Below are 25,701 nucleotides of genomic sequence, written 5' to 3' on the forward strand. Positions count from 1 at the left end.
CATGGCAATTCCTGTACTAATTATAGGCAAATCCGGAAGCGGAAAATCAACCAGCCTGATGCATTGCCAGACAGATGACTGGAACCTGATTCGTGTACTTAAAAAGCCGCTTCCATTCAAAGGGAAGATCAATGGATGGAGTACAGACGATTATCAAACGATCATGAAATGCATGTTTCAGAGTCAGGCAAAGGGGATTGTGATTGATGATGCCGGATATCTGATCACCAATCAGTTTATGCGCGGCCATTCAAATGCCGGCAGCGGGAACGCGGTATTCGGCTTTTACAATACGATCGCAGATAACTTCTGGAACCTGATCCAATTTATACAGAATAAAGTACAGGATGACAAGATTATCTATGTACTCATGCATGAGGAAACGGACGAGAACGGAGCGACCAAAGCAAAAACGATTGGGAAATTGCTGGATGAAAAAGTGTGTGTCGAGGGAATGTTTACGATCGTTCTGCACTGCGTGATTGATAATGACGAACACAGATTCATGACGCAGACGGAAAACGGGGCGGTGAGCAAATCGCCGGTCGGGATGTTCGAAGACAGGAGCATCCCGAATGACCTGGCATTTGTTGACAGAACCATTCGTGAATATTACGAGCTGGAAGCAATTAAATATTCAGATATACAGGAGGAGAAGTAATGTTAAAGCCAAACGGATATGAGAAAGCACAGGTACAGGGTGAGTGGGAGTTTCCTGTAGTCGGCGGGCACCATATGGTGATTAAGCATGTTGTCGAGTCGGAAACCAAAACAGGAAAGAGCATGGTCATTATCCATTTTGATTTTGCGAAGAATGACAGACAGCCGGAGCTGTTTGCAAACGAATACAAGGCAGATATCCGGCCGGAAAAGAAATGGCCGCGGCGCGGGACGCAGTACGTTGTTGTAGAGGACAACGAGGGAAATACATCAAGAGCATATAAGACGTTCTGCACCTGCTTTGAGAAGTCAAACAACACGAAGATCAGCTGGGACAGCAATTCGGAAAAGTGGTGCGCACAGTTTAAAAATAAGCTGATCGGCGGCGCGTTCGGGATTGTGCACAGTGTCTATGACGGGAAAGAATATGCGGCTTCTGAACTCAGGTGGTTTGTTACCGATTCCGAAGTGGATCCGGAAAAAGTCCCGAAGGAAAGGGAGCTTTCAGAGAGCGATAAGCAGCAGCTTTATAATGCGAGCCACAAGCAGGACCAGGGGACGAACGATTGGATGAATGTGCCAGACAATGAAGAGGCACTACCGTTTAACTGATGAGGTAGGGAAATGAGAGAAAATGTAAAGCTGTCAGCTGACCAGGAAGCGGCCTTTCAGATCATGGAAGCAGGTGAAAACTGCTTCCTGACCGGGAAAGCCGGCACCGGAAAAAGTCTGCTGATAAAGAAATTTATTGGAAAGTGCAAAGATGATAATAAGAATGTAATTGTTTGTGCTTCAACAGGCGCTGCGGCGCAGGGGCTGAGTGAGTTTTACGCCAGTACGATTCACAGGGCATTCGGGCTTAAAGCCAAAGGAATCGTCGGGCTCCCTAAAAAGGCTAAGGAAGAAATCATTTCAGCCGACGTTATCATCATCGACGAAATATCAATGGCAAGAATTGACCTTTTCGAACATGTCGCAAAGGCTGTCCAGCTTGCCAGCGATAAAAAGAACCACGATGAAGCAATACTTGCTAAGAAAGAAGGCCGGGATCCGGACCATAAACCAATTCAGCTTATTGTTGTTGGCGATTTCACACAGCTTCCGCCGGTCGTTACGATTAACGACCGGGACGCCATGAAGAGCATGTTTGGAAGCAAGAAATTTGCATTCCAGTCAAAGCTCTGGGGCGAAATGCAATTCCAGCCGCTTGTTCTCACACAGGTACACCGGCAGGATAAGGATCAGGAATATGCGGAACGTCTCAACGCTATCAGAAGATGTGACATAGGGAATGATCCATTTGGGGAAGTGTTGGACTGGTTCAACCTTAACACGGCAAAGAAAGAATTCAACACTGAAAATTCTATCATCCTGTGCGGGAAAAACGCCACAGCAAAAGAAGAAAACGAAAAGCGCATCAATGAAATTGATGGAAGCAATTATGTCTCCGTTGCGGAAATTGATGGAGACGCAGATATGGCGTCCGTTAATTGCGAATATGAGCTGGTTTACAAGCCGGGCGCAAAAGTCCTGATAATCGCAAACAACCCGGACAGCGGCTATTTCAATGGCTCTTCCGGCATTATCAAGAAGTGCGGATCAGACAAATACGGAGACTATGTGATCGTTGATATCTATGGGCAGGACGGGACAATCAAGTCGGAAGATGTCGAGGTCAGGAAGAATGTATTTAAAGTGAATAAGCCCTTCGTCGAGGAATCTACAATAGAAGAACTGGACGCTGCGGATCAACCGATAATTAGGACGGTTAAAACCGTGAAAAACAAGGAAGTCGGATCTATTAAACAGTTCCCCTTTAAGCTGGGTTGGGCTATCACCATTCACAAGGCGCAGGGAATGACGTTAACCTCCGGGGTCAATCTTAAGCCGGAAATCTGGGATAGCGGGCAGCTTTATGTCGCGCTGTCAAGGGTGGACAACAGAGAAAACATTTACATAGACGGCCTGCTGGATATCAAAAACTGGAAACTGGATCCCGCGGTGGCGAAATTCTACGAAAAAATAGATAAGGAGTGGGCATGATTCAGATTCAGGTGGATTCCAGGGAGCATGCATCCGAATGGAGAAGGATCAAAGCTCAATTTGACGCCCTGGGAGTGGAATATTTCCGGTCAAAGCTATGGGTCGGGGATTATATGTCGCTGGACAATCCAAGGCTTGTAATCGACCGAAAAAAGGATCTCTTAGAGATATGCGGCAATGTTACGCAGCAGCATGAACGCTTTCGAAACGAGCTTGTGCGAGCGCAGAATGCCGGGATTAAGCTGGTGATCCTCTGTGAGCATGGGCAGGGGATAGAAAAGCTCGAAGATGTGCTGTTTTGGGAGAATCCGAGGCAGAGCATCCGGGAATGGGTGGTTAAGGACGGCAGGCATGTACAGGTTCCCAAATATCCAAGGGCGACAAGCGGCCATGCGCTGTACAAATCGCTGTGTACGATCAGAGACCAGTATGGGGTGGATATGTTGTTCTGCAGCCCAAAAGAAACAGGGAAGAAGATCATAGAGATTTTGAAAACGTAGTTTCGGAAAGGGGATCCGATTGAACATTGAACATCCGGAGAAATTGACAATCGAAGAAATCCTTTCAGAAGAGCTGCTCGATGCGGTTTATGAGGAAAAAGACCTTGTCCAGCGCCAGATTATTATAGGACAGATCATGGCTCGTGCAAAAGAGCTGAAGATAAAACAAAATTATCAGGAGCTTATCAAGGCGAAGAATAAGAAGATCAAAGATGAGACCAAATCTGAGAGCGCCGTCATTTGCGGCACGCAGATCGATCAGAGGGCTGTAGTGAATCAAGCTGATCTGTTTATCGGTGACACGGAGATCAAGCCTGTCACCGGTAAATGGATAGTGAATCCAGAAGAAGGGATTTACTACTGGTACGGGCAATTCAAGGTCTATGCGGCCTACTATCCGATCATCATATCAAAACGATTTAACAACCGTGAGAATGGAAAGGAAGAGGTGGAACTGCAATGGCTCAAAGATACCGACAAGGACGGCGACCTGATTACGCACAGTTTCAAGGTCAGCAAAAGCATCGTCTCGTCGAACACGAAGATTGTTATGCTGTCGGACTATGGTTTTCCGGTCACGTCAGAAACATCGAGGGCGCTTGTGTCATATCTTTCAGACTATGAAAAATTAAATCCACATCTGATCGAGCATAAAATAAGCACCGGCCGGCTGGGATGGATAGACCGCCGCTTCATGCCGTATGACATAGGGCAGAAAGGCAACAACTATGTGCTCAGTTTTCCGCCAAACAGCGCCAATCTGGGACAGGCTGTTAAATATTCAGGAAGTTATGAAGAGTGGCTTAAGCTTGCCCTGGGAGTGCGCAAATCCAAACAACAGGCAGCGTTGGCAGTTATGGCGGCATCATTTGGCAGTGTGATACTTCCCGTACTGGGAATGCTCCCGGCACTGATAAATTGTTACGGCATATCAGGCTGCGGAAAAACCGTACTTTTGAACCTGGCGATGTCCATATGGGGAGACCCACGGTATCTGATTGCAGAAAGCACATCAACGACAAATAATCTTGAACAATCGCTTAATCTGATGAATCATCTGCCGTTTGGAGTAGATGATCTTTCAAAGATTACAAATAAGGGCGGCGGAATCGAAAAGTTATCAGAAATGATTTATATGCTGTGCTCCGGGCAAGGAAAGGGCAGGCTCAACAGAAATCTTGAATTCCGGGATACATCCAAATGGTGCAACTTCATCTTAACGAACATAGAGCGTCCCCTTGCCGATAATTCCATGCAGGGCGGAGCCATAAACCGTGTGATAGATTTCCAGATTCAAGAAAGGATTTTCGAGGACGGAAACAGAGCTGTAAATATTTGCAAAAGTTCTTACGGTCATGCGGGCATGGTATTTATCCGCATTGTCCAAGAGAGGTTTGATGAGCTCCGGGGGATTGTCGAAAAGTACGAGGCGTTGCTGGCTGAACATGCGGCGAAATCAGGGCATGTAAAGGAGCAAAAGCAGATCCTTCCCATGGCGGTAATACTGGCGGCGGACGAGCTTTCGGGGGCAATATTCAATGACGGGATCAGGCTGGACATAGATTACTGCGTGGAAAGCCTGAAGAACGTCGATGAGGTATCGGAAATGGAGCGGGCACTGCAGCACATAGAGGACGAGGTGGCGATCAATCGGATGCACTATGTGCCGGACGGGATCAACGACGACGGGGATCGGTATTACAGATCAACGATATTTGGTTACCAGACAGAAGAGAGCGTTGCTTTTGTGAAGGCGGCGTTCGAGGACATCGCGAGAAAATACAATTTCAGCGCGAAGCAGTTCCTGAGCTGGGCGGATAAGAAAGGGATTCTGGATCATAATCCGGGAAGGAATGATAAAAGAATGACAATACCTACACTTGATAAAAGACAATACTGTTATGTTATTTTGGTGAATAATGACGATTTTATCGAAGAAAATCCGTTCAATATGACCGAAAAAGAACCTACGTTCGACTGAGTGTGTCTCAGAGTCTCAACTGTCTCGACGAAAAAAGTGAAATATATATTAGCGAAAAAAATGTGTGTGTAGTTGATAAATAATTAACACATACATACATAAAATTTTCTATATATAGAAAACGCTTTTTTCATTGAGACATTGAGACACAAGGGTTCAAATACCTTAAAAATGACGATTTTAAGCCATTTCTAAGCGTACCAAAACGTCTCAAGGCTTTGAGACATGATTGATACAGTGGTAAAAAAATGAGACAAACGCAGAAATAGCATAACAATAAGTTATGTATAGAAAGAGGATATATGAATTTAAGTCCTATCAATAACAAGACAGCACAGGAAATACAGTCAGAAGTATGGAATAGCTTCTGGAAAAAGTACAGATACACGAATAATGCAGCGTCAGATAAAAAGAATCACTTCTCGGATGCGATCTGGAATCAGATCATCCATGATGCAGACGCCATTTACGATAAATACCCGTATGAATTTACGTCCAATCTTGTACAGGTCTTTATCAAAGAACTGCATGCAAGGGATGTGGGAGGATATCGGGATGCTGCACAGTGAAAGCAGGTAAAGAGGATGGACTATAAAGAATTTCTGGAAAGCAAGATCGAGCTTGCAGAGGACAGCGGATTCACGCTTGACCCGCAGCGGATCAATAAAGCATTGAAGCCGCATCAGCGAGATGCTGTAGTGTGGGCACTGAAGGGCGGCAGACGGGCGTTGTTTGAGAGCTTCGGGCTTGGGAAAACCGTTCAGGAGATCGAGTTTATCTATCAGGTACTCCGGCGGTATGGCGGCGCGGGACTGATTGTCCTTCCGCTTGGCGTAAAGCAGGAGTTTACCAGAGACACGAGGGAATTGCTGGGATATCAGATCCCGGAATATATCCGAAACATGGGGGAACTGTATGCTTCCGCTGCGAAGATGCTGGGATACGGAACGCCGGAAGAGTATCAGGACATGGCGCTTGATGGAAGGATTTATATCACAAACTATGAAAGGGTGCGGGACGGGGATGTAGATCCTAAAAAGTTCACAGCTACCTCATTGGATGAAGCTTCTGTGCTGAGGAGCTTCGGGAGCAAAACGTATCAGACTTTCCTGGACAAGTTCAAGGGAGTTCCTTATAAGCTGGTCGCGACGGCGACGCCGTCCCCGAACAAATACAAGGAACTGATCCATTATGCCGGATATCTTGAAGTGATGGATACGGGGCAGGCGCTTACGAGATTCTTTCAGCGTGACAGTACAAAGGCAAATAATCTGACGCTTTATCCATCGCAGGAGGATGAATTCTGGCTGTGGCTGTCATCGTGGGCGCTCTTTATTACGAAACCGTCCGATGTCAATCCGGAATACTCGGATGCAGGCTATGATCTTCCGGATATGGAGGTGCGGTGGCATAAAATCCCAATCAAATATGGAGATGCGATGGATCGAGATGGGCAATATAAGCTGTTCGATGATGCTGCGGCAAGTCTTTCCGACGAGGCGAAAATCAAAAGAGAGTCTATCGATCAAAGAGTTGAGAAAATGCTGCAGATCATCAGGGAGAGTCCGGATGATAATTTCATCCTGTGGCATGATCTGGAGGCGGAAAGGCAGGCAATCAAAAAAGCAGTGCCGGATGCAGTAGATATCTTCGGGAGCATGGATCTTGAGGAAAGAGAAAGGCGGGTAATTGACTTTTCGGAGGGAAGAGTCAAATACTTCGCCACGAAGAAAAGCCTTTCCGGATCCGGATGTAATTTTCAGAAGCATTGTCACAGGGAGATCTTTCTGGGAATCGATTATGAATTCAATGACTTTATCCAGGCAATTCACCGCTGTTATCGTTTCCTGCAGCGTGAGAAAGTGACCATTGACATCATTTATATGGAAAATGAGAGTCGGATCAGGGAGGCATTGGAGGAAAAATGGAAGAATCACAATCATATGGTTGCAAGGATGATTGAGATCATCAAGACTTATGGGCTATCGGACAGTCGCAAGCCGGAAAGACTGCAAAGGAAGATGGGGGTAGAAGAAGTGAAGATAGAGGGAAAGCACTACACATCAGTCAATGATGACTGTGTACACTGGACGCGGCAGATGCCAGACAACAGCGTGGATTTGATTCATACTTCGATTCCGTTCGGAAATCACTATGAGTACAGCAGCAACTATGCAGACTTCGGGCATAATGAGGATGACGAGAGGTTTTTCGAGCAGATGGATTATCTCACGCCGGAGCTGCTCCGGGTGCTTCGCCCCGGGAGGGTGGCTGCAATTCATGTCAAGGATCGAGTGCTGTTTGGGAACGCAACCGGCACAGGGATGCCTACGATTGAGCCGTTTCATGCGGATTGTATCAGCCATTATATCAAACATGGATTTCAGTATTTCGGGATGATTACAGTTGTAACGGATGTAGTCCGGGAGAATAACCAGACTTACCGCCTCGGCTGGACGGAGCAGTGCAAGGACGGCTCAAAGATGGGCGTAGGCTGCCCCGAGTATATCCTTCTGTTCCGGAAGCTTCCAACAGACAGATCCACTGCGTATGCGGATGTCCCTGTAGCGAAGAGCAAGGAAGAATATACCCGAGCGCAGTGGCAGATAGATGCGCATGGATACTGGAGATCTTCCGGGGATAGGCTTTTGAAGAAAGAGGAGATCGCGGAGATATCGGTAGACAGCCTGCAGAAGGTTTATCGAAAGTTCAGCCGGGAAAGTGTTTACAATTACGAGGAGCATGTGGCGCTTGCGAAGAAGCTGGACGAGAAGGGAAAGCTTCCGGCTGTCTTTATGGTAGTGGCCCCGGGATCTTGGAATCAGATGGAGGTCTGGGATGATATCAACCGGATGCGGACATTAAATACGGATCAGTCCCGGCGGCGGAAGCAGATGCATGTCTGTCCTCTCCAGCTGGACATAGTAGAGAGAATCATCAACCGCTATTCCAATAAAGGAGATATCGTACTAGATCCTTTTTCCGGCATTGGGACGGTACCTATGACTGCGATTAAGATGGGGAGGTATGGGTACGGAATAGAGCTGAGTTCGGATTACTACAGAGATGGATTAGGGTACATGCAGGCAGCAGAAAATGAAGTAGATTCGCCAACGCTTTTTGATTTTTTGGAGGTGCAGAATGAAGAAAACAAAGAAAATAAATAAAAGCAGAATGAATCGTTATGCGTCCATGCTTGGGATTTCTGTGATCTCCGGACAGAAGTTCGGGAAGTTCAGAAAGAAAAGGCCCACAGATCTAAAGATCCCGATCAGAGGATTGGATGGATGAGAGAGTGGATAGACTGTAAAGCGGCGATGCCGGAAGAGAGGCACGAGGGCATGGGTACGGTGAGCGATATGGTAGAAGTCTTGCTCGACACCGGAAAAGAAGATGAGGATTGGCTGATAAATCACAGTTGGGTCATGCACTGCAAGCTTGATTCCGGAGGATATCCGGTGAAATGGAGGTTAAAAGATGGAGAGCATACTTGATCGGATGAAACGTGAGGGGGCAGAAGAGAAGATAAAGAGCTTTATCGAAAAACAGAAATATCCCTATGAAGTAAAAGTAAAGTATGTGGAAAAGAAGTGCAGGGAGTTCGTCGAGGGATGCAAAGAGAGAGGGCTCAACTGCCATGTGTCAGTAGGGGGACTGGATAGTATCACGCTGCTGTGCTTTTTACGAAGCATCGGAATCGACATCCCCGCAACATCATGCTCAAGTCTGGAGGATGTTAGTATCCGAAGGATCCATAAGCAGCTTGGAGTGATAGGGCTTCAACCTGCGATGCGCTCTGAAGACGAGAGATGGTCAAAGGCAAGGATTTTACAGGAATTTGGCTTCCCCGTGTTGTCGAAAGAGATTGCGGCAAAGATCGATCTATTGCAGCATCCGTCAGAGAAGAACAAAACCGTGCGTCATGCAATCATCACTGGAGAGACAGGAGCTTACGGCGGATGGCAGAAAAACAGCCGGATGAAGTTGCCAAAGAAGTGGCTGAATCTTTTTGCCGGCTACGAAAACGAAAATGAGGGCACAAATTATCAGATTGCCCCCTTTTTGGTATCAAGCAAGTGCTGCTACTACTTGAAAGAGAAGCCATCGGACGACTGGGCGAAAGAGCATAACAGCGCTCCTTTTGTGGGATTGATGGCATCGGAGGGAGGACGCAGAGAAAAAGCGTTGAAGATGCACGGGTGCAACTACTTCGGGAAGACAACGACCAGATCAGCTCCCTTTGCGATCTTTAACCGTCAAGATATCCTGCAGCTTGCTCTTGATCTGAAAGTTCCCGTGCCGGAGATATACGGAAGCATAGAAAGGAAAGAGAGCGGAGAGCTGTACACGACACTTGCACAGAGGACAGGATGCAGCATGTGCGGCTTCGGGATTCATCTGGAGACACGTCCACATCGTTTCGACTTGTTGTATGACAGGAATCCGAAAGAATGGGATTTTTGGATGAACCATTGCGGTAAAGATGCAGAGGGGAATGACTTTGGTTGGGGGATGGTGCTTGACTATATCGGAGTACCGTGGAAACCGTATAAGCAGTACGAGCTCAACCTGAAATGATGAGCATAGCGTGCTGTAGTGGAGCAATGGGGAGGAAAACATGAACGGAGAAAGATATCCTGATCCAACAGCAGATGCAGCGGTAGGGATGGCGACAAGACGAGAAAAATCGATAGTCCGGCACGAGACGCCGCCGAACGTGATGCAGGTCGTGAACATGATGCGATCGATCGCAAGCATCGCAGGCTTTGAGGTGGCAGGCAGGATTCACCTGAAGGATAAGGTAACGGGGCGGGAATGGCGATAGGCTGTAGAATACGCTACAAGACGATTTAAGGCGGGTTTGATGATTTGCGCTATTTTTTTCGCCGAGAGAGTTAGAACGCGAAATGGGCGACAAATTTTGCATCAGGGAGGGTTTTAAGAGGATGCGGATAGACAGGCTGAAGGAGTACGGAGCTATGCTGGATGAAAGAGAGGATCTCAGGCGTCGGATAGCGCGGGATGAGAGGAAGCTGATTGAGCTGGAGGGTTCTATCGTTTCCGACAGCGTGAAAGGGACACGTAGCGACGGCACCTATGGCTCCATCCGAGTTTCGGGGCTTCCGGATCGGGATATCGAGATTGTGCGAGAAAGGCTTCGGGCGAGGAAGAAGAAATATACGGAGCTGCTGGAAAAGCTTGACGAGGGCATCGACGAGGTGGAGGAGTTCATTTCCGGTTTGGACTCGTCCATGATACGGATGATCCTACGGATGCGGTATGTGGATCGGGAGACGTGGGAGAAGATTAGCCGTAGGTTTGGAAAGTCCCCTGATTGGAGCAAGGTGAAAATTTATAGATTTTTCAAAGAAAAGACTTGCATGTAACGTTTGTAACGGTAGAATGAATAATAGGAGTTTCTAGGAGCTCCTGAGCCGGACAGCTGACAAGCCGGGATACAAGTACAGCGGAGGAGTCGAAGGGCTCCTCCTCATCCGCAGGGTCATAGACATCCTCCTTTTCTGAGGCAGCTGAGAAATCGGCTGTCTCTTTGATTGAAAAGCTATTTACAATACGTGTAATACGTGCTATTCTATATTCGTAAGGAGGACGGACATGAGATTCAGAGAAGTGGATAAGATGCTTCAAAAAGATGGATGGTACGAGATAGCAAAAGTTGGTTCGCACCATCAGTACAAGCATCCGACAAAGCCTGGAAAGGTGACTGTTCCGGAACATGCTGGAAGGGACATACGTCCGGAAACCGTAAGAAGCATTAAAAGGCAGGCGGGGCTGTGATAAGCCCCCGCCGTAGCTCTGAATCTCATTTTGCAAAGGAGGTCTATATGAAATTGGCATACCCTGCGACTTTTACGCCGTTTGATGATAGGGAAGATGGCTATGTAGTGGAGTTTCCAGATCTTCCGGGATGCGTCACGGAAGGATATGGAATTGCGGATGCATTGTTTATGGCAGAAGATGCAGCAAGCGGCTGGATTCTGACGGAGCTTGAGGACGGGAGAACGCCGCCAAGTGCATCTAATCCACAAGCTGTACAAGCGCCCACTGGCGGATTTGTGAGTATGATCCGGCTTGATATGGACGCTTATGCAGAGAAGTATGGACAGAAGGCGGTGAAAAAGACGCTTACCATTCCCGCATGGATGAATACTTATGTGGAGGAACATAAAATCAGCTGTTCTAAGGTACTGCAGGATGCGGTGAATGAACTGATTGAGGCATAAGCAATATACTTGGCAGAAGTGAAAGAGAAAAAGAAATTGTAGCAGGGTTGGAGAAACCTCCGGAAAACTATTGACAATACGTAAACGTATGATAGAATAGTATTCAGAAAGGAGGTAAGAAGATGGGCAAGAAAAATAAAAAGAGCTCGCATGAGACAGCAAGATTAGTCATTCAAGGTATGATAGCACTGGGAACGCTATTAACCGGCTTAGCTAGTATCATACAAGCTCTAAAGCGTTAGAGGAAAGGGGCGAAAGCCCCGCCCCTTAGATTATTATAGCCTATCTGAAATAATATGAAAAGCGATAAAATGTTCATGTGGTTATTTCTTGTATTCGCATGGTGCATCCACTTCGCGACAAAGGCAAGCATGCTCTCGGGGATACTCATGGTTCTTGCCGGGGGATATGCCTTGACGGAATTGTTAAGGGGGTATCATGGAAGATAAGAAAATCAGACCGCAAGACAGATGGGATGCCAAGGCAGGAATGTCTGCTAAGACCTACAAGGTCAAAACAGAAGTGGCAGACAGATTCAAAGCTCTTTGCAACGAAAGGGGAATTGCGATAGGCATCAAGCTTACAGAGTTGATGCAACAATTCATTAACGAAAACGAATAGTGATAGGAGCAGTCAGCAAATGGCTGCTCTTTTTTGTATGCAGGAGGGAGGTGAGACCGTGGGAAGACCGAAAAAGTTTAAGAGTCCGAAGGATTTAGCTGATGCATGGGAGAATTATAAAGAGTACTGTGACAATCGTATGGTTTTAGTTCACGACTTCAGCTCCAAGAATTCCGAATTTGTTAGCGCTGAGCTTCGAAAAAGTGTTACTTACACGATTGAAGGATTCTGTGCAAAGGTAGGGATATCAAGGTCTGCGTTTTATCAGACATACGAACAGGATAAGAGATATTCGGACATCGTCACGCGCATGCGAGAGGAGTGTGAGGTTGATGCCCGTGAAAAGTTCGAACTTCAGGTGATTCCTTCGCAACTTGCAGGACTCTGGATGAGTAAGTATGGGTATACGACTAAGCAGGAGAATTCCATTGATGAGAGGTTATCCCTTGAACAGAGCAGGTTGTATGATCTGATCGGGCAGATGAGAGGAGGTGGTGATTCTTCATGAGCTCAGAAAGATTGATATTGTCTGAAAAATACAAGGCATTTCTACGGTGCAATGCGCCGGTTGAGTTTCTTGAAGGTACTTAACTACCGCCGCGGGCAAAACGACGGTCGGGCTCTTCAAGTTCATCCTTAAGTGTGCGGAGAGCTCCAAGAAGCTGCACATCATAGCTGCAAAGGATACAGGGACCGCGGAGAAGAACATCATCAACAAGGATTTGGGCATTCTGGATGATTTTGGCGTACTGACGGAGTACAACGGGAACGGCAGCAAAGATGATAAGATTCCGCATATCGTGCTGCATGCTAAGGGTGGAGATAAAACCATCTATGTGCTTGGCTACGGAGATAAAAAGAAGTGGCAGAAAGCCCTCGGAGGTCAGTACGGCTGCCTGTACATTGACGAGATCAACACGGCGGATATTGACTTCGTCCGTGAGGCAGCAATGCGCTGCGATTACCTCATGGCAACGCTGAACCCGGATGATCCGTCGCTTCCCATCTATAAGGAGTACATCAACTGTTCCCGCCCGCTGCCGGAGTGGGAGAGTGAGACGCCGCAGGAGATCAAAGAGGAGCTGCAGGAGGAACCAAAGCCCGGCTGGGTGCATTGGTTCTTTTCTTTTGCCCACAATATAGCGCTGCCGAAGGAAAAGCTTGAGCAGATCATGCAGAATACACCGCGGGGCACGAAGATTTGGAAGAACAAGATCGAGGGGCTGCGGGGCAGGGCGACAGGGCTTGTGTTCCCGAACTTTGACCGGAAAAAGCATGTCGTAAGTGCAGAGTGGATACGGAAGGAGCTTCGGGCAGGAAGGACCAAATTCCGGAGGTTCACTGCGGGGCTTGATACGGCATACTCCAGCAAGTCGCCGGATACAATCGCCATGATGTTTCTCGGTATTACAACGGATCGGCGGCTCTTGGTGTTGTCTGAGAAGGTGTATAACAATGCGGATCTGTCGGAACCGATCGCGCCGAGCGATACGGCTGTCAAATTTGTGAACTTTCTGGAGCAGTGCAGGAGTGACTGGGGATTCGCGAAGGATGTCTTCATAGACTGTGCCGATCAGGCGACGATCACGGAGCTCCGGAAGTATAAGCGCCTGCATGGATGCTTGTATAGTTTCTATGACAGCTACAAAAAGGTAGCGATACTGGATCGGATCAAGCTGCAGCTTGGGTGGATCCAGCAGGGCTGCTATCTGGTGTCTGAGGGCTGTCCGGAGCATATCCGGGAGCTTGAAAGTTACAGCTGGCAGGAGGATAAGGACCTGCCGGAGGACGGGCACGATCACACCGTAAACAGCTCACAGTACGGTTGGATACCATATAGGAGCATGATCGGATTTGAGGAGGAAAAGAGATGACTGTATGGAAGCTTACTTTACTGATGCTTTTGGCATTTATATATGCTGACAGGATCGGCAGGAGATAAACATGGGATGGTTCAATGACATGGGAGAGAAGATAAAGCGAGGGCTTCGCAGCTGGCTGCAGATCATGCCGTCAAGCCCTTACAACATTCAGATTCAGGAACTTGCGGACTTTGAGCTTTCTGCGATTCGAAATCGAATCTGGTATCGGGGAGACGGAAACGAACTGGAGCAGATGTATCGGCAGTGTCAGGAGTATGCAGACAAATACAAGTTCTGGGCGAGCCGCTGCACGCCTGGAATGGAGATGCGTAAGATTCATACCGGTCTTCCTGCGCTGATGATAAAGACGCTGGCATCGATTACGTTGGCGGACATGAATGATTTTGACTTCGACAGAGAGGTACAAAGGCAGACATGGCAGGAGATCGAAGAGGAAAACCATTTCCGGAAGATGATGGATGAAGCGCTCCGGGATGTCCTTGTGGTCGGAGACGGTGTTTTCCGCATTATCATGGACACGGAGGAGAGCGAGCATCCGATCATTGAGTGGATTCCGGGGGAACGCGTAGAGTATGTATATCGCTACGGCAGGCTGAAAGAAATCGTTATCAAGACGCCGTACCGCGACGGGCATGTGCTTTATGCGCATTACGGAAAAGGCTATATCCGCCATGAACTTTTCAAGGGAGACCAGCTTTCGGATATCAAAACCTTTCCGGAGACGCAGGGGATCAGCGATTGGAGCTTCGACAAGGAGTTGATGCTGGCGACGCCGATTAAGATCTACGAGAACAGCAAATATCCCGGGCGGGGCGGCAGTATTTTTGATGGTAAGATCGATTCATTTGATGCACTGGACGAGGCGTGGTCGCAGTGGATGGACGCGCTTCGGGCGGGGAGAGCAAAGACCTATATTCCGGAGGCTTTCATGCCAAAGGATCCGGAGAATGGTTTGACATTGACGCCGAATACATTTGACAACCGTTTCATTGCGGGAGATGCCGACATGGGAGAGAATGCCCGTAATGAAATCACCGTAGCACAGCCTGCCATCCCGCATGACAGCTATCTTGCGTCCTATGTTACGGCGCTGGATCTCTGCCTGCAGGGAATCATCAGCCCTTCGACACTCGGCATCGACGTAAAGAAGCTGGATAATGCGGAGGCGCAGCGGGAAAAGGAGAAGACCACACTCTATACGAGAGCGGCGATTGTAGAAGCATTGCAGGAGCAACTGCCCTTGCTGATTGAAGCCTGCATCAACGCAGAGCATGTCCTGCGAAGAGAGGCTCTGGAGGAAGTTAAGGTTACGATTCCGTTCGGAGAATATGCCAATCCGTCATTTGAAAGTCAAATCGAAACGCTTGCGAAAGCACGTCCCGGCGTCGCAATGATGAGCATCGAGGCGCAGGTAGAGGAGCTCTACGGAGACAGCAAGGACGAAGAATGGAAGCAAGAAGAGATTGGTCGCTTAAAGGCAGAGCAGGGCGTTATGGAAATGGATGATCCGTCAATGGGAGCTGCGGCTATGGATCTGGCAGGAGGATTGCAGAATGAAGGTCAGGGTGATAAACCACCTGTACGGGATGAACCGGCAGGAATATCAGAGGCTGCTAAAGATAGCGGCGGAGCAGGTGCCATTCGGGATCTACGCTCTGGAAAAGAATGAGTATGCAGAGCTTCGTTGTGACCAGTGCAAGAGTATGACAGAGCTGAAACGGCTCTCCAGAGGATTCCGGGCGCAGGGGTTTAAGGTGCATGCTAATGGCAAATGAGTATGATCTGACAACAGCATTTGAGGAAATTGAAAATGAGCTGATCGCTTCCATGATGCGAAATATGGCGCGGCATCGGGCGGAGGAGACCGAAGAGGGAATCCAGTGGAGTATGTGGCAGGCGGAGCAGCTGAGAGCGCTGGAGAAGTACCGCAGGAATAACCAGGAGCACTATGGCGCTGAATTTACCCGACTGAACAAGCAAATAGAAGAGCTGATCCGGCAATCGCGGAAGACAGGAGGGATGAAGCAGGAAATCAGGATTCTTCAGGCAATCCGAAAAGGCTTTAAGATACAGGGGCAAAATCAAACGCCTGCACATCGGGCGATGTCCGCAGCTTTCTTCCGGCTGAATGAGCGCAAGCTAAACGCTCTGGTAGAAGCCACGACGCACGATATGCAGAAGGCGGAGACAGCAGTTCTGCGGATGGCAAACGACAAGTATCGAAAGATCATCTATAACGCTCAAGTCTACGCGAATACGGGAGCCGGAACGTATGAGAAAGCAGTGGACATGGCGACGAAGGACTTCCTCTCTGCCGGACTGAACTGCATAGAGTATGCAAATGGTGCAAGGCATCGGATATCGGACTATGCAGAAATGGCGATTCGGACGGCATCAAAGCGGGCATACCTGCAAGGAGAAGGCGAGAAGCGGCAGGAGTGGGGCATATCCACGGTGATCATCAACAAGCGGAGCGGCGCCTGCCCGCTATGCGCTCCGTTCGTCGGTAAGGTGATGATTGATGATGTATGGTCGGGAGGAGGTAAAAATGATGGTAAATATCCGTTGCTGTCCAGTGCGATAGCTGCGGGTCTTTACCATCCATAGCCGCGCTGTAAAGATAGCCATACGACATACTTTCCCGGAATTTCCACAGCGGATGACACCTGGACGAAAGAGGAGCTGCGGCAAGTCGGTGCAGACTACCTGATCGAACAGAAGCAGGCGAACGCAAAGCGGCAGGCGGAGCGCTTCGGGAGGCTTGCCCAGTATTCTCTGGATCCGGAGAATAAGCGGATGTATGGGGCGAGAGCGGAGCAGTGGAAAAAGATTGCAGGAGAGGATAAAAACGGTATAATCGGGGAGAAAAATATCAGTGGGGTACCCGAAGTGCACACGATTGGGAGGATTGATAAAGCAATATACAGCTGTATCACGGAGGATATCGTTACGGATGAGGTGATTATTACAGATAATCAGATTCAGCACATTAAGGAAAGACACCCTCAAGATTATCAAAACATTCTTGACAAAGTGAAAGATGTTATATCGAGCCCAGAATACATTATATATGATAGCCATCCTAATACAGGGCTTGTAATTGGTAATGTTTTTGAAAATGGGGAGGCAGCACAAGTTGTTTTAAGGATAGTGACATCAGCGGATGAACAAGGGTATAAAAATTCAATTATTTCATGCTGGAAAATTAGTGCCAAAAGACTTCAAAATTACTTGAGGAATAAGCTGGTTCTTTACAAAAAGTAATAGTCGATGTATATTAAAGGTGCAATAATACAACTATCCGAGGTGGTAAATTTCGTTGCAACCACACACCCTATGGGTCAAAAGAGATGCAGGAGCGGCGACGCCTGCCGGATAGCTGTATTTTGTGTTTATGAGTGAGAAGTATTTGGCAATGGGCAAAAATGCAAAGGAAAAAGCCTTTTGAGGTGAAAAATGCGTCTTCATGCGCCGCATGCTTCGGCAATGGGCAAAAGAGATGCTGGGAGTGACGCTCCAGCCAGAGGCTTTTCCCGATGCTTGCAGAGGGGGGGGGAAGAAGCTGTTTGAGGTGGTAAATTTCGTAGCGACCACACGCCGACGGTATTGACAGGGGAAACCCGAGAGATGCAGGAGAATGCTACGCCTGCCAAATAACTCTTTCTCTTACGAATGACAGTATCTACACCACCAGTTATTTGTCTGGTGGTATTTTTATACCCATTTGGAGGTGAACGCATTGGAAGAGTTCAAGGTGATTTACAGGATTTTACGCATCCTTCAGAAGGCGATGGATGTGGATGAATTCGATCAGGGGATGATAAGTCCTACAGCGCTGGGATTGTCACAGCAAAAGTGGAGCCGGATTATGCGAATGCTGCTCCGGAATGATTACATTACCGGGGCGGATACATGGGAATCATTTGACTGTCCGTATCCGAAGGTCAAGCTGACAAGACCGGAAATTACTTTGAAGGGGCTGGAATATCTGGAAGATAACAGCCTGATGAAAAAGGCTGCAGGAATAGCTAAGGGCGTTATTGATATCGTCACATGAGGAGGCGCGCATGAAGATCAGGGCATTGATGGACTTCTATGACCGTGAAGCCGGCCTTGTACTTAGAGAGACTGACGATGAGTTTATGGTCAGCGAAGCAAGAGGCATGGAGCTGATTGAAAAGAGGTTCGCAGAGGAGATTTTAGAGCCTAAGTCTCAGAAGCGGAGATAGGGAGGCAGAGTGTGGACAATCGAATCGAAGGAGATACACAATCTATGAATGTAAAGCATCGTCCATTAGGATGGTGCTTTTATTATGCCCGAAGGCGTAAAACTACCCGGAGACACCGGGCTACCAACTGGGAAACCAATCATGTGAGACACACGTAAAACGGGAGGTAAAGAAATGGCAGAAAGCACACAGAATCAGCAGACACAGCAGCAGAGCACAGAGGGACAGCAGCAGGGAGCTGCGACCGGCTCACAGGCTCAGCAGAGCTTCAGCTTTGACTATGAGAAGCTTGCGCAGATCATCAACGGCAGAACTTCTACAGCAGAGGACTCGGCGCTGAAAGGGTATTTCAAGCAGCAGGGGCTTTCTCAGCAGGAGGTAGAGCAGGCGATCGCGTCATTTAAGCAGCAGAAGGCGGCAAGCACACCGGATGTCTCGGCGATGCAGGCGCAGCTGACGGAGGCACAGGAGCAGACAAAGAGGGCGCAGATCGAAAGTGCGGCAACGGTGCAGGCGGTAGGGCTCGGCATTGACGCAAAGACGATCCCTTATGTCCTGAAGATGGCAGATCTCAGTCAGGCGGTCGGCACTGATGGGAAGATCAATGCAGAGGCTGTGAAGAATGCGATTACGAAGGTGCTGGAGGACGTGCCGGCGCTGAAGCCCTCCAATGCGCAGAGCAGCGGCTTTGTGCAGGTAGGGGCCGCAGGAGCCGGAGAGCAGCAGAAGGCAAACGAGGATGCCCTGAAAAAGGCATTCGGACTGTAAGAAAGAGGTAAAAAAGTATGGCAGTTTATAATTATGCAGAAGCATTTACGAATCTGCTCGATCAGAAGTATGCGAAGGAGCTCTGCTCCGATGCGCTGACGAAGAGTAATCTTGGCGTGACGTTCCTGAATGCGCAGACGATCAAGCTTCCGAAGATGACGGTATCCGGTTACAAGGATCACGCGAGAACGCCGGGCTTTAACGCCGGAACACTCACCAATGACTGGGAGCCGAAGAAGCTCACGCACGATCGTGACATTGAGTTCTTCGTGGACCCGATGGATATCGATGAGACGAATCTCACGCTCTCTGTGGCGAATATCCAGAACACCTTCGAGACGGAGCAGGCGATCCCGGAGAAGGATTCTTACCGCTTCTCGAAGCTGCACGCAGAGCTTACGACATTTAACGGGCGGATCGATACGACGGCACTTACCGCGCAGACCTTCCTCGCAGCATTTGACGAGGAGATGGCACGGATGGACGAGGCGGCAGTCCCGGAGGAGGGAAGGGTGCTTTACGTCACGCCGAGCATGAACAAGATCGTCAAGCAGGCGGAGGGGATTCAGCGGCAGATCATGGTATCCGGCGGAGCCGCGACAATTAACAGGACAGTCCACAGCATCGATAATGTCGCAATCAAGATGGTGCCGGCCGCCCGGATGAAGACGAAGTACAACTTCACGGATGGCTGCGTTGCAGATCCTGCAGCGAAGCAGATCAACTTCATTCTGCTGCATCCGTCCTGCGTAGTTTGCCGTGATAAGTACAGCTATATCAAGCTGTTCACGCCGGGGACGGATTCCCGGACGGCGGACGGATACCTGTACCAGAATCGGAACTATGGGGATCTGTTCCTGCTGGAGAAGAAGGTTGCGGGCTGCGCGATGAATGTGGAGGCATAAATATGAGAGCGGTAAAAGGAAATAAGGTATATACCATTGACGAGAGTCAGAAGTCACACTATCAGGATGCGGGCTTCGATATCGTGGGTGACGATGGGGAAATTGTTGCCTACGGAAAAGGGAAGACCGTACCCTACGATGAGTACGAAGCTCTGAAGGCAGAGAATGAAGCCCTGAAGGAACAGCTTGCAAAGGCGGAGGATGTGCCGAAGCCGGAGAAAAGCGGGAAGGGCACCGACAAGAAAGCGGAGGCTTAAGATGGGATATGCGCCATATATCACGAAAGAGCGTTTTCTGGGACTGTATGGCGGCGTGATTCCGGAAGAGGATGTGGAGAATGCACTGCGGAAGGCGAGCAGGCATATCGATTCCCTGACTTACAACAGGATTGTGGGTCAGGGATTTTTCCATCTGTCGGAATTTCAGCGGGATGTCATTCAGGAGGTCACGGCAGAGCTTGCGATCTTTGAGCATGAGAATGCTGATCTGATTGAATCTATGCTGAGCGGATACAGTCTGAACGGCGCTTCCGTGCAGTTTGGGCAGAGCTGGAACGTATTTGCAGATAAGGGGATCGCGATGCCCAGATCTTTGTATGCTCTGCTCTGTCAGACGGGACTCTGCTGCCGGCTTGCGAGGTGATGCCATGAAATATCCATGCTTAGTGCCAAAACAGCTCTGCAAGGTGCCGATCAAGGTGTATCTGGAATCTGAGGAGCTCACCAATCTCGGGGAACCGAAGTACAGCCTCAATCTGGAGCTGCTCTGCAACTGGCAGGATAGCGCGAAAACGATCCTCACGGCAGAGAAGAAGCTGGTGGAGATCACCGGGACTGCAATGTTCCCGGGGGATATCGCGCCGGATGTCCCGACGCTCTCCGGGGGATCCGTCACGGTCTTCGGGGAGATCCGCCGGATTGCCGCCGGGATGAAAGCACGAAACCCGGACGGCACAGTGAATTTCTGCAAGCTGGAGGTGGTGTGATGCGGGTGAACTCCACGGTGAAGATGGACTGGGGCAGGATCAGAGAGCTTACGGGAGCTGCGGTGGCTGCGCTGGAGCATACGGGAGAAGTGCTGCACGACGAAGTAGCAAATTCACAAAAAGTTCCGATGGAAACGGGAGCACTTAACGGAGAACAGTTTTTTGTTGACACATCGGCATCGGAAACGGGGACCGTAACTTTAGTCCATGATACCCCTTATGCCCGGCGGCTCTATTATCACCCGGAATACCATTTCAATAAAGAATTCCATGCTGATGCGCAGGGCGAATGGTACAAGGACTGGCTCCCCGGTGGCAGCAAGGCAGACTTTGCGCAGAAGACTTTCAAGAAATCTTACAAGCAGAACGGAGGACTGTGATGCTGGGAATCGGAGAGATCAGGAAGTATATCGCAGGGCTGGGCGTTGCGGAGGACAGCCATGTATATATCGGAAAGCTCGACAACAAGCAGGAGAAGTCCATCGGGGTGTATAACCGGAAACAGGACGGGGCGGCGCAGATTCCTCTCGGAGGGATGCAGAACAAGAGCTATGATGTGAAGCCGGTGTCTCTTCTGGTTCACTGGAATCGGAGAGTATCGGAATCGGAAAAGGCAGCACAGGAGCTGTACGAGAAGATGCTAAACGTGCAGAACCTGACAATCGGGGAGACGGGGATACGTTTCCTTGCGTTGCAGACTCCCGCCCCGGTGGATGTGGGAACGGATGATAACGGCGTGTACGAGTTCGTTATCTGGATTGATTTTGTTTATGAAAGGTAGGTAGAAAATGCCTGAGGCAGGAAAAGGAAAGGTATACCCGGTACACAATAACATTTTCAAGTTTGGAACGAAGGGGATTGAGAGTACAGCTGAACAGATGGCGACACCGGCGGATCTGGAGAATTTTGCGCCGTCGATTGACGGAACGGTCGAGGAATGGTTCGCAATGGATGCTGCAGGCTGGGCGAAGGCATCCATGACCGGAAAGAAGCTGAGCTTCTCTTTCAAGGGAAAGCGTTCTGTCGGCGATCCCGGGAACGACTATATCGCCGGGCTTGCATGGAAGTTCGGGCAGGATGTCATGACGAAGTTTGAGTGGACGATGGTGTCCGGCGCGAAGCTTGCGTGTGATGTGGTGGTAAATGTAACGACACCGGGCGGAGGTGATTCCACGAATATCGATTCGCTGGAGTTTGAGGTCACCGGATACGGCAAGCCGACATTTACACCGGCGGTATAAGGAGGGGAAGATATGGCGAAGGTAATCGACATTACAGACAGGCTTAGCTTTGAGGGGAGTCCGAAGCTGGTAATCAAGGGACAGGAGATCGGGGTTAACACGGATGCACCGACCATGCTCAAGGTCATGGGGCTGATGGGAGACGGCACGCCGGGCGTGCAGGAGGTCGTCGGCGCATATGAGCTTATTTTCTCGAAGGAAGACAGAGAGCTCCTGGATTCGCTGCATCTTAGCTTCAATGATCTGGTAACGGTCATTAAGTCGGGAATTGAGCTGATCGTCGGGGAGATCGAAGAAAAAGAGTAGTGAGCCGTACTATGATCTGTTTGAAGACTGGGATCTGATCGTGTCCAGTTTTCTGTCACAGTACGGCATCCGGATCAGTACAAGAGAGTTTATGACGGTGAGCTGGGACGAGTTTCGATCCCTGCTTGCCGGCATAGCTCCGGAAACGGCGCTCGGAAGGGTGGTGGCTATTCGGGCGGAAACAGACAAGAATGTCATTGCCCGCTTTTCCGAGGATCAGAAGCGTATATACGATGCATGGAACCAAAAGGCGGCGCAGAAAATGAGCGTGGAAAAGTACGAAGCGGAGATGCAAGATCTTGAGAGCATGTTCGCGATGCTCTGTGGGTAATCAAAATAAAGGGGAGCGGAAACAATGGCGGCTGACAGCGTTGGACAGATCGGGCTGGATCTGGTCGTAAATAAGGGCGAATTTGAATCACAGATGAAGGGGTTGCAGGGGCTTGCCGCAAAAGCTGGTAAAACTCTTGCGGCTGCTTTTGCAGTAAAGAAGCTGGTTGACTTCGGAAAGAGCTGTATCGCGCTGGGGTCCGATCTCGCAGAGGTGCAGAACGTTGTGGACGTGACGTTTCCCTCCATGAGTAAGCAGATAGATAAGTTTGCGCAGAATGCGGCGAAATCCTTCGGTCTGTCCGAAACGATGGCGAAGAAGTTCTCCGGCACCTTCGGGGCGATGTCGAAGGCGTTTGGCTTCGGTGAGAGGCAGGCGTATGAGATGGCGACTGCGCTGACGGGACTTGCCGGGGATGTAGCGTCTTTTTATAACCTGTCGCAGGACGAAGCATATACAAAGCTGAAATCCGTATTCACCGGCGAGACAGAGTCGCTGAAGGAGCTCGGCGTGGTTATGACACAGACCGCACTTGATCAGTATGCGCTGGCAAACGGCTTCGGAAAAACTACTTCCGCCATGTCTGAGATGGAGAAAGTGGCGCTCCGGTATCGCTTCGTTCAGGATCAGCTTTCGCTTGCGGCCGGAGACTTCATTCGGACGTCAGATGGCTGGGCGAACCAAGTCAGGATCCTCCAGCTCCAGTTTGACAGCCTGCGGGCGACGATCGGGCAGGGGCTGATCGCTGCGCTGTCTCCGGTTATCAGGACGTTGAATATCCTGATTGGCAGGATTCTCACAGCGGCGAATGCGCTGAAAGCGTTCTTTTCCCTGCTTGGCGGAGGCGGCAGTAAGGCGCAGGGAATGACAGCCGGAACGGATGCCATAGCAAAAAGTGCAGATAAAGCGACCGGGGCATTGGGAGGTACAGGAGGAGCCGCAAAAAAGGCAGCGAAAGACATTAAAAGTGCAACAAGCGGGATTGACGAGCTGAATATCATTCAGGCTCCGGATGTGTCTTCCGGCGGTTCTGGTGGTGCCGGAGAGGCTGCAGGGGGAGGCTATGCGGCGGAAGACTTCGATATGGGGAATCTTCCGGAAGAGTCGTCCGCAGTGGATTCTCGAATGGCTGCTATTGTCTCCCGTTTTCAGGAGCTTAAGGAGCTGTTTTCTGCCGGCTTCTGGGATGCGTTCGGGGATACTTCTGTATTTGATTCGATCAGGGGAAATATCGATTCCATACGTCAGAGCCTGCAGGAAATTTTCACTGCTCCGGAGGTGCAGACTGCTGCGAACGATTTCGCAAACACAGTGGCATATTCCATGGGGCAGATATCCGGTTCCATGTTCGGAATCGGCACATCGATCGCAGACAGCCTGACAGGAGCAATTGCGCAGTATTTGGAGCAGAATACCGAACGAATAAAGAACTATATTCTTTCGATGTTTGATATCGGGAGCCGAAAAGCGGAAATCAGCGGGAGCTTTGTAACATCAGTCGCTCAAATATTCGAAGTATTCAGAAGTGATTCGGCGAAGCAGATCGGTGCAGACTTGATAGGAATTTTCACGGACTCCTTCATGGGCGTCACCGAGCTTTCTGCTAAAGCGAGCGTGGATATTCTTGATGTATTTACAAGGCCATTTATAGAAAACCAGGATGGCATAAAAACAGCTCTCGAAGGCATTCTAAGTGTATTTGAGACGGTGACAAGTTCAATAAAAGACACTGTCGATGACTTCGTTGATAAAGCGAATGAAGTATATGATGAAAGCTTTGGACCACTATTTGAGTCCATTGCTTCAGGATTGTCTGATACCGGAGCGAAGTTTTTAGATTTTTGGAATAAAAAAGTTCAGCCGGTATTGGATCAGCTAGGGGATAAATTTGGCTGGGTAATGAAAGAGCATGTTCAGCCACTGCTGGATAAGTTCCTGGAATTTGCGGGCGCTGTAGGTGAGGCGATCACGGCTTTATGGGAAGGAGTACTAAAACCTTTTATTGATTGGGTCATAGCGAATATATTACCCGCTGTTCTACCTGTAATACAGACTGTAGGAAATGTTGTTGCCGATGTGTTTGCATTTATAAGCGATCTGATTGGCGGGCTGATACAGACAATTACAGGTATTATTGAGTTCATGGTGGGTGTATTCACCGGAGACTGGGATAAAGCTTGGCATGGAGTTGAGCAGATTGTTAAAGGCGTTTTAAATATTATCTCGGCATTCATAAAGACGATTTTATCCGTAATTTTAGGGACTGTCACAGCTATCCTACAGAGTATCTACGCAATATTTGCTTCAATATTTAAGGCTTTAAAGGCATTGGTTATTACTATATTTAATGCCATAAAAACGGCCATTGTTACGATTATTACGGGAGTAAAAGACAATATCTCTACCATGCTTAATTCCATTAAGACAATATGGGATAAGGTATGGAATGATTTAAAAACTACTGTAATCAATATATTTACTTCGATGTGGAGTGGGATTAAAGGTGTGATCAATTCTATTCTAAGCGGCGTCGAAACGATGGCTAACGGGGTTATCAATGCGATAAACGGCATGATCGAAGCACTGAACGGTCTGAGCTTTGATATCCCCGACTGGGTTCCGGGGATTGGCGGAGAGTCCTTCGGGCTGAACATTCCGACGATACCGACGGTATCCATCCCGCGGCTTGCGCAAGGCGGCTTTGTGCGCGCCAATACGCCGCAGCTTGCCATGATCGGAGACAACCGGCATTACGGAGAGATCGTGGCACCGGAGGATAAAATGCAGGATATGGTCAACCGGGCTGTTGCGCTAGCTTCACAGGGGGCCAGCCTGTCTGAGCAGTATCTGAGCATTATGATCGATCTTTTGAAGAGGATCATCGATCTGATCGGAGCGATGGACTTGACCGTAAATATCGATATCCGGGAGATCAAGAAGAGACTGGCAGAGCTTGACAGCCGATCCGGCTATAGCCTGAGAGCAACGTAAGGAGGCGGGAAT

33 protein-coding genes are annotated in these 25,701 nt (G+C 49.0%); all 33 read left to right on the forward strand.

Annotation, left to right across the window (positions count from 1 at the left end):
* Position 1: 1 nt before the first annotated feature.
* Entirely contained in the window at positions 2-661 is a 660-nt protein-coding gene (locus HW273_RS05460) for an AAA family ATPase (RefSeq protein WP_179010815.1), read from the forward strand.
* Positions 661-1,272 carry a hypothetical protein gene (locus HW273_RS05465; protein WP_179010816.1) on the forward strand — a complete coding sequence of 204 codons (612 nt, stop codon included), beginning with the start codon at positions 661-663 and terminating at the stop codon, positions 1,270-1,272. The genes HW273_RS05460 and HW273_RS05465 overlap by 1 nt, the downstream gene beginning before the upstream one ends.
* A gap of 12 nt (positions 1,273-1,284) precedes the next feature.
* The gene (locus HW273_RS05470) at positions 1,285-2,703 is read left to right on the forward strand and encodes an ATP-dependent DNA helicase (protein WP_179010817.1); all 1,419 of its coding nucleotides are present in this window, start codon (positions 1,285-1,287) and stop codon (positions 2,701-2,703) included.
* On the forward strand, positions 2,703-3,203 hold the full coding sequence (locus HW273_RS05475; RefSeq protein WP_179012449.1) for an ERCC4 domain-containing protein: 501 nt from the start codon (positions 2,703-2,705) through the stop codon (positions 3,201-3,203). The genes HW273_RS05470 and HW273_RS05475 overlap by 1 nt, the downstream gene beginning before the upstream one ends.
* A 19-nt stretch (positions 3,204-3,222) precedes the next feature.
* Positions 3,223-5,184, forward strand: coding sequence for a DUF927 domain-containing protein (locus tag HW273_RS05480; RefSeq protein WP_179010818.1), 1,962 nt, complete (start codon positions 3,223-3,225; stop codon positions 5,182-5,184).
* Between the two features lie 302 nt (positions 5,185-5,486).
* On the forward strand, positions 5,487-5,753 hold the full coding sequence (locus HW273_RS05485; protein WP_179010819.1) for a hypothetical protein: 267 nt from the start codon (positions 5,487-5,489) through the stop codon (positions 5,751-5,753).
* A gap of 15 nt (positions 5,754-5,768) precedes the next feature.
* Positions 5,769-8,351, forward strand: a complete 2,583-nt coding sequence (locus HW273_RS05490; protein ID WP_179010820.1) for a DNA methyltransferase — start codon at positions 5,769-5,771, stop codon at positions 8,349-8,351.
* Positions 8,326-8,475: a hypothetical protein gene (locus HW273_RS05495; protein ID WP_179010821.1), complete on the forward strand. Its 150-nt coding sequence runs from the start codon at positions 8,326-8,328 to the stop codon at positions 8,473-8,475. Before HW273_RS05490 ends, HW273_RS05495 begins: the two co-directional genes overlap by 26 nt.
* A complete protein-coding gene (locus HW273_RS05500) occupies positions 8,472-8,678 on the forward strand; it encodes a hypothetical protein (protein ID WP_179010822.1) in 207 nt (68 codons plus the stop codon). The genes HW273_RS05495 and HW273_RS05500 overlap by 4 nt, the downstream gene beginning before the upstream one ends.
* Complete coding sequence (locus tag HW273_RS05505) at positions 8,662-9,762, forward strand: hypothetical protein (protein WP_179010823.1); 1,101 nt, start codon at positions 8,662-8,664, stop codon at positions 9,760-9,762. The genes HW273_RS05500 and HW273_RS05505 overlap by 17 nt, the downstream gene beginning before the upstream one ends.
* 40 nt (positions 9,763-9,802) lie before the next feature.
* Positions 9,803-10,009, forward strand: coding sequence for a hypothetical protein (locus tag HW273_RS05510; RefSeq protein WP_179010824.1), 207 nt, complete (start codon positions 9,803-9,805; stop codon positions 10,007-10,009).
* A gap of 121 nt (positions 10,010-10,130) precedes the next feature.
* A complete protein-coding gene (locus HW273_RS05515) occupies positions 10,131-10,571 on the forward strand; it encodes a hypothetical protein (protein ID WP_179010825.1) in 441 nt (146 codons plus the stop codon).
* A 229-nt stretch (positions 10,572-10,800) separates the two neighbouring features.
* Positions 10,801-10,983: a type II toxin-antitoxin system HicA family toxin gene (locus HW273_RS05520; protein ID WP_179010826.1), complete on the forward strand. Its 183-nt coding sequence runs from the start codon at positions 10,801-10,803 to the stop codon at positions 10,981-10,983.
* Between the two features lie 47 nt (positions 10,984-11,030).
* Entirely contained in the window at positions 11,031-11,429 is a 399-nt protein-coding gene (locus tag HW273_RS05525) for a type II toxin-antitoxin system HicB family antitoxin (RefSeq protein WP_179010827.1), read from the forward strand.
* 438 nt (positions 11,430-11,867) lie between these two features.
* Entirely contained in the window at positions 11,868-12,050 is a 183-nt protein-coding gene (locus HW273_RS05530) for a hypothetical protein (protein ID WP_179010828.1), read from the forward strand.
* Between the two features lie 19 nt (positions 12,051-12,069).
* The gene (locus tag HW273_RS05535) at positions 12,070-12,558 is read left to right on the forward strand and encodes a DNA-packaging protein (RefSeq protein WP_243206751.1); all 489 of its coding nucleotides are present in this window, start codon (positions 12,070-12,072) and stop codon (positions 12,556-12,558) included.
* Between the two features lie 214 nt (positions 12,559-12,772).
* Positions 12,773-13,924 carry a hypothetical protein gene (locus tag HW273_RS05540; protein WP_330603961.1) on the forward strand — a complete coding sequence of 384 codons (1,152 nt, stop codon included), beginning with the start codon at positions 12,773-12,775 and terminating at the stop codon, positions 13,922-13,924.
* A 70-nt stretch (positions 13,925-13,994) separates the two neighbouring features.
* Positions 13,995-15,602: a capsid protein gene (locus HW273_RS05545; protein WP_179010829.1), complete on the forward strand. Its 1,608-nt coding sequence runs from the start codon at positions 13,995-13,997 to the stop codon at positions 15,600-15,602.
* Positions 15,603-15,697: 95 nt separating this feature from the next.
* On the forward strand, positions 15,698-16,540 hold the full coding sequence (locus HW273_RS11530; protein ID WP_243206752.1) for a phage minor capsid protein: 843 nt from the start codon (positions 15,698-15,700) through the stop codon (positions 16,538-16,540).
* Between the two features lie 189 nt (positions 16,541-16,729).
* Positions 16,730-17,197 (forward strand): PBECR2 nuclease fold domain-containing protein, encoded by a 468-nt coding sequence (locus HW273_RS11535; RefSeq protein WP_243206753.1) that lies wholly within the window; start codon positions 16,730-16,732, stop codon positions 17,195-17,197.
* A gap of 475 nt (positions 17,198-17,672) precedes the next feature.
* On the forward strand, positions 17,673-17,990 hold the full coding sequence (locus HW273_RS05555; RefSeq protein WP_179010830.1) for a YjcQ family protein: 318 nt from the start codon (positions 17,673-17,675) through the stop codon (positions 17,988-17,990).
* Positions 17,991-18,000: 10 nt separating this feature from the next.
* On the forward strand, positions 18,001-18,162 hold the full coding sequence (locus tag HW273_RS05560) for a hypothetical protein (RefSeq protein ID WP_179010831.1): 162 nt from the start codon (positions 18,001-18,003) through the stop codon (positions 18,160-18,162).
* 174 nt (positions 18,163-18,336) lie between these two features.
* Positions 18,337-18,930 (forward strand): hypothetical protein, encoded by a 594-nt coding sequence (locus HW273_RS05565; protein ID WP_179010832.1) that lies wholly within the window; start codon positions 18,337-18,339, stop codon positions 18,928-18,930.
* A gap of 17 nt (positions 18,931-18,947) precedes the next feature.
* Positions 18,948-19,835 (forward strand): capsid protein, encoded by an 888-nt coding sequence (locus HW273_RS05570; RefSeq protein ID WP_179010833.1) that lies wholly within the window; start codon positions 18,948-18,950, stop codon positions 19,833-19,835.
* Positions 19,836-19,837: 2 nt separating this feature from the next.
* Positions 19,838-20,092: a hypothetical protein gene (locus HW273_RS05575; RefSeq protein ID WP_179009555.1), complete on the forward strand. Its 255-nt coding sequence runs from the start codon at positions 19,838-19,840 to the stop codon at positions 20,090-20,092.
* A 1-nt stretch (position 20,093) separates the two neighbouring features.
* On the forward strand, positions 20,094-20,477 hold the full coding sequence (locus HW273_RS05580; RefSeq protein ID WP_179010834.1) for a hypothetical protein: 384 nt from the start codon (positions 20,094-20,096) through the stop codon (positions 20,475-20,477).
* Between the two features lie 4 nt (positions 20,478-20,481).
* Positions 20,482-20,820 (forward strand): hypothetical protein, encoded by a 339-nt coding sequence (locus tag HW273_RS05585; protein ID WP_179010835.1) that lies wholly within the window; start codon positions 20,482-20,484, stop codon positions 20,818-20,820.
* Positions 20,820-21,200, forward strand: a complete 381-nt coding sequence (locus HW273_RS05590) for a hypothetical protein (RefSeq protein ID WP_179010836.1) — start codon at positions 20,820-20,822, stop codon at positions 21,198-21,200. Before HW273_RS05585 ends, HW273_RS05590 begins: the two co-directional genes overlap by 1 nt.
* Positions 21,200-21,601 (forward strand): phage tail terminator protein, encoded by a 402-nt coding sequence (locus HW273_RS05595; RefSeq protein ID WP_179010837.1) that lies wholly within the window; start codon positions 21,200-21,202, stop codon positions 21,599-21,601. Before HW273_RS05590 ends, HW273_RS05595 begins: the two co-directional genes overlap by 1 nt.
* A gap of 7 nt (positions 21,602-21,608) precedes the next feature.
* Positions 21,609-22,061, forward strand: a complete 453-nt coding sequence (locus tag HW273_RS05600) for a phage tail tube protein (RefSeq protein WP_179010838.1) — start codon at positions 21,609-21,611, stop codon at positions 22,059-22,061.
* Positions 22,062-22,073: 12 nt separating this feature from the next.
* Entirely contained in the window at positions 22,074-22,367 is a 294-nt protein-coding gene (locus HW273_RS05605; RefSeq protein WP_179010839.1) for a hypothetical protein, read from the forward strand.
* Positions 22,368-22,407: 40 nt separating this feature from the next.
* Complete coding sequence (locus HW273_RS05610; protein WP_330603962.1) at positions 22,408-22,698, forward strand: Gp15 family bacteriophage protein; 291 nt, start codon at positions 22,408-22,410, stop codon at positions 22,696-22,698.
* Positions 22,699-22,722: 24 nt separating this feature from the next.
* The gene (locus HW273_RS05615) at positions 22,723-25,689 is read left to right on the forward strand and encodes a hypothetical protein (protein ID WP_179010840.1); all 2,967 of its coding nucleotides are present in this window, start codon (positions 22,723-22,725) and stop codon (positions 25,687-25,689) included.
* The last annotated feature ends 12 nt before the right edge of the window (positions 25,690-25,701 follow it).

Source organism: Oribacterium sp. oral taxon 102, assembly GCF_013394775.1.
Taxonomy (GTDB): domain Bacteria; phylum Bacillota; class Clostridia; order Lachnospirales; family Lachnospiraceae; genus Oribacterium.

Bases quoted from the DNA above. Each gene is read 5' to 3' on its own strand.
- HW273_RS05460 (WP_179010815.1), top strand. From the start codon at position 2: ATGGCAATTCCTGTACTAATTATAGGCAAATCCGGAAGCGGAAAATCA.
- HW273_RS05495 (WP_179010821.1), top strand. From the start codon at position 8,326: ATGAAGAAAACAAAGAAAATAAATAAAAGCAGAATGAATCGTTATGCG.
- HW273_RS11530 (WP_243206752.1), top strand. From the start codon at position 15,698: ATGGCAAATGAGTATGATCTGACAACAGCATTTGAGGAAATTGAAAAT.
- HW273_RS05510 (WP_179010824.1), top strand. From the start codon at position 9,803: ATGAACGGAGAAAGATATCCTGATCCAACAGCAGATGCAGCGGTAGGG.
- HW273_RS11535 (WP_243206753.1), top strand. From the start codon at position 16,730: ATGTATGGGGCGAGAGCGGAGCAGTGGAAAAAGATTGCAGGAGAGGAT.
- HW273_RS05520 (WP_179010826.1), top strand. From the start codon at position 10,801: ATGAGATTCAGAGAAGTGGATAAGATGCTTCAAAAAGATGGATGGTAC.
- HW273_RS05530 (WP_179010828.1), top strand. From the start codon at position 11,868: ATGGAAGATAAGAAAATCAGACCGCAAGACAGATGGGATGCCAAGGCA.
- HW273_RS05490 (WP_179010820.1), top strand. From the start codon at position 5,769: ATGGACTATAAAGAATTTCTGGAAAGCAAGATCGAGCTTGCAGAGGAC.
- HW273_RS05535 (WP_243206751.1), top strand. From the start codon at position 12,070: ATGGCTGCTCTTTTTTGTATGCAGGAGGGAGGTGAGACCGTGGGAAGA.
- HW273_RS05570 (WP_179010833.1), top strand. From the start codon at position 18,948: ATGGCAGTTTATAATTATGCAGAAGCATTTACGAATCTGCTCGATCAG.
- HW273_RS05515 (WP_179010825.1), top strand. From the start codon at position 10,131: ATGCGGATAGACAGGCTGAAGGAGTACGGAGCTATGCTGGATGAAAGA.
- HW273_RS05505 (WP_179010823.1), top strand. From the start codon at position 8,662: ATGGAGAGCATACTTGATCGGATGAAACGTGAGGGGGCAGAAGAGAAG.
- HW273_RS05600 (WP_179010838.1), top strand. From the start codon at position 21,609: ATGCCTGAGGCAGGAAAAGGAAAGGTATACCCGGTACACAATAACATT.
- HW273_RS05470 (WP_179010817.1), top strand. From the start codon at position 1,285: ATGAGAGAAAATGTAAAGCTGTCAGCTGACCAGGAAGCGGCCTTTCAG.
- HW273_RS05485 (WP_179010819.1), top strand. From the start codon at position 5,487: ATGAATTTAAGTCCTATCAATAACAAGACAGCACAGGAAATACAGTCA.
- HW273_RS05615 (WP_179010840.1), top strand. From the start codon at position 22,723: ATGGCGGCTGACAGCGTTGGACAGATCGGGCTGGATCTGGTCGTAAAT.
- HW273_RS05500 (WP_179010822.1), top strand. From the start codon at position 8,472: ATGAGAGAGTGGATAGACTGTAAAGCGGCGATGCCGGAAGAGAGGCAC.
- HW273_RS05565 (WP_179010832.1), top strand. From the start codon at position 18,337: ATGGCAGAAAGCACACAGAATCAGCAGACACAGCAGCAGAGCACAGAG.
- HW273_RS05560 (WP_179010831.1), top strand. From the start codon at position 18,001: ATGAAGATCAGGGCATTGATGGACTTCTATGACCGTGAAGCCGGCCTT.
- HW273_RS05580 (WP_179010834.1), top strand. From the start codon at position 20,094: ATGGGATATGCGCCATATATCACGAAAGAGCGTTTTCTGGGACTGTAT.
- HW273_RS05575 (WP_179009555.1), top strand. From the start codon at position 19,838: ATGAGAGCGGTAAAAGGAAATAAGGTATATACCATTGACGAGAGTCAG.
- HW273_RS05525 (WP_179010827.1), top strand. From the start codon at position 11,031: ATGAAATTGGCATACCCTGCGACTTTTACGCCGTTTGATGATAGGGAA.
- HW273_RS05465 (WP_179010816.1), top strand. From the start codon at position 661: ATGTTAAAGCCAAACGGATATGAGAAAGCACAGGTACAGGGTGAGTGG.
- HW273_RS05595 (WP_179010837.1), top strand. From the start codon at position 21,200: ATGCTGGGAATCGGAGAGATCAGGAAGTATATCGCAGGGCTGGGCGTT.
- HW273_RS05605 (WP_179010839.1), top strand. From the start codon at position 22,074: ATGGCGAAGGTAATCGACATTACAGACAGGCTTAGCTTTGAGGGGAGT.
- HW273_RS05545 (WP_179010829.1), top strand. From the start codon at position 13,995: ATGGGATGGTTCAATGACATGGGAGAGAAGATAAAGCGAGGGCTTCGC.
- HW273_RS05585 (WP_179010835.1), top strand. From the start codon at position 20,482: ATGAAATATCCATGCTTAGTGCCAAAACAGCTCTGCAAGGTGCCGATC.
- HW273_RS05590 (WP_179010836.1), top strand. From the start codon at position 20,820: ATGCGGGTGAACTCCACGGTGAAGATGGACTGGGGCAGGATCAGAGAG.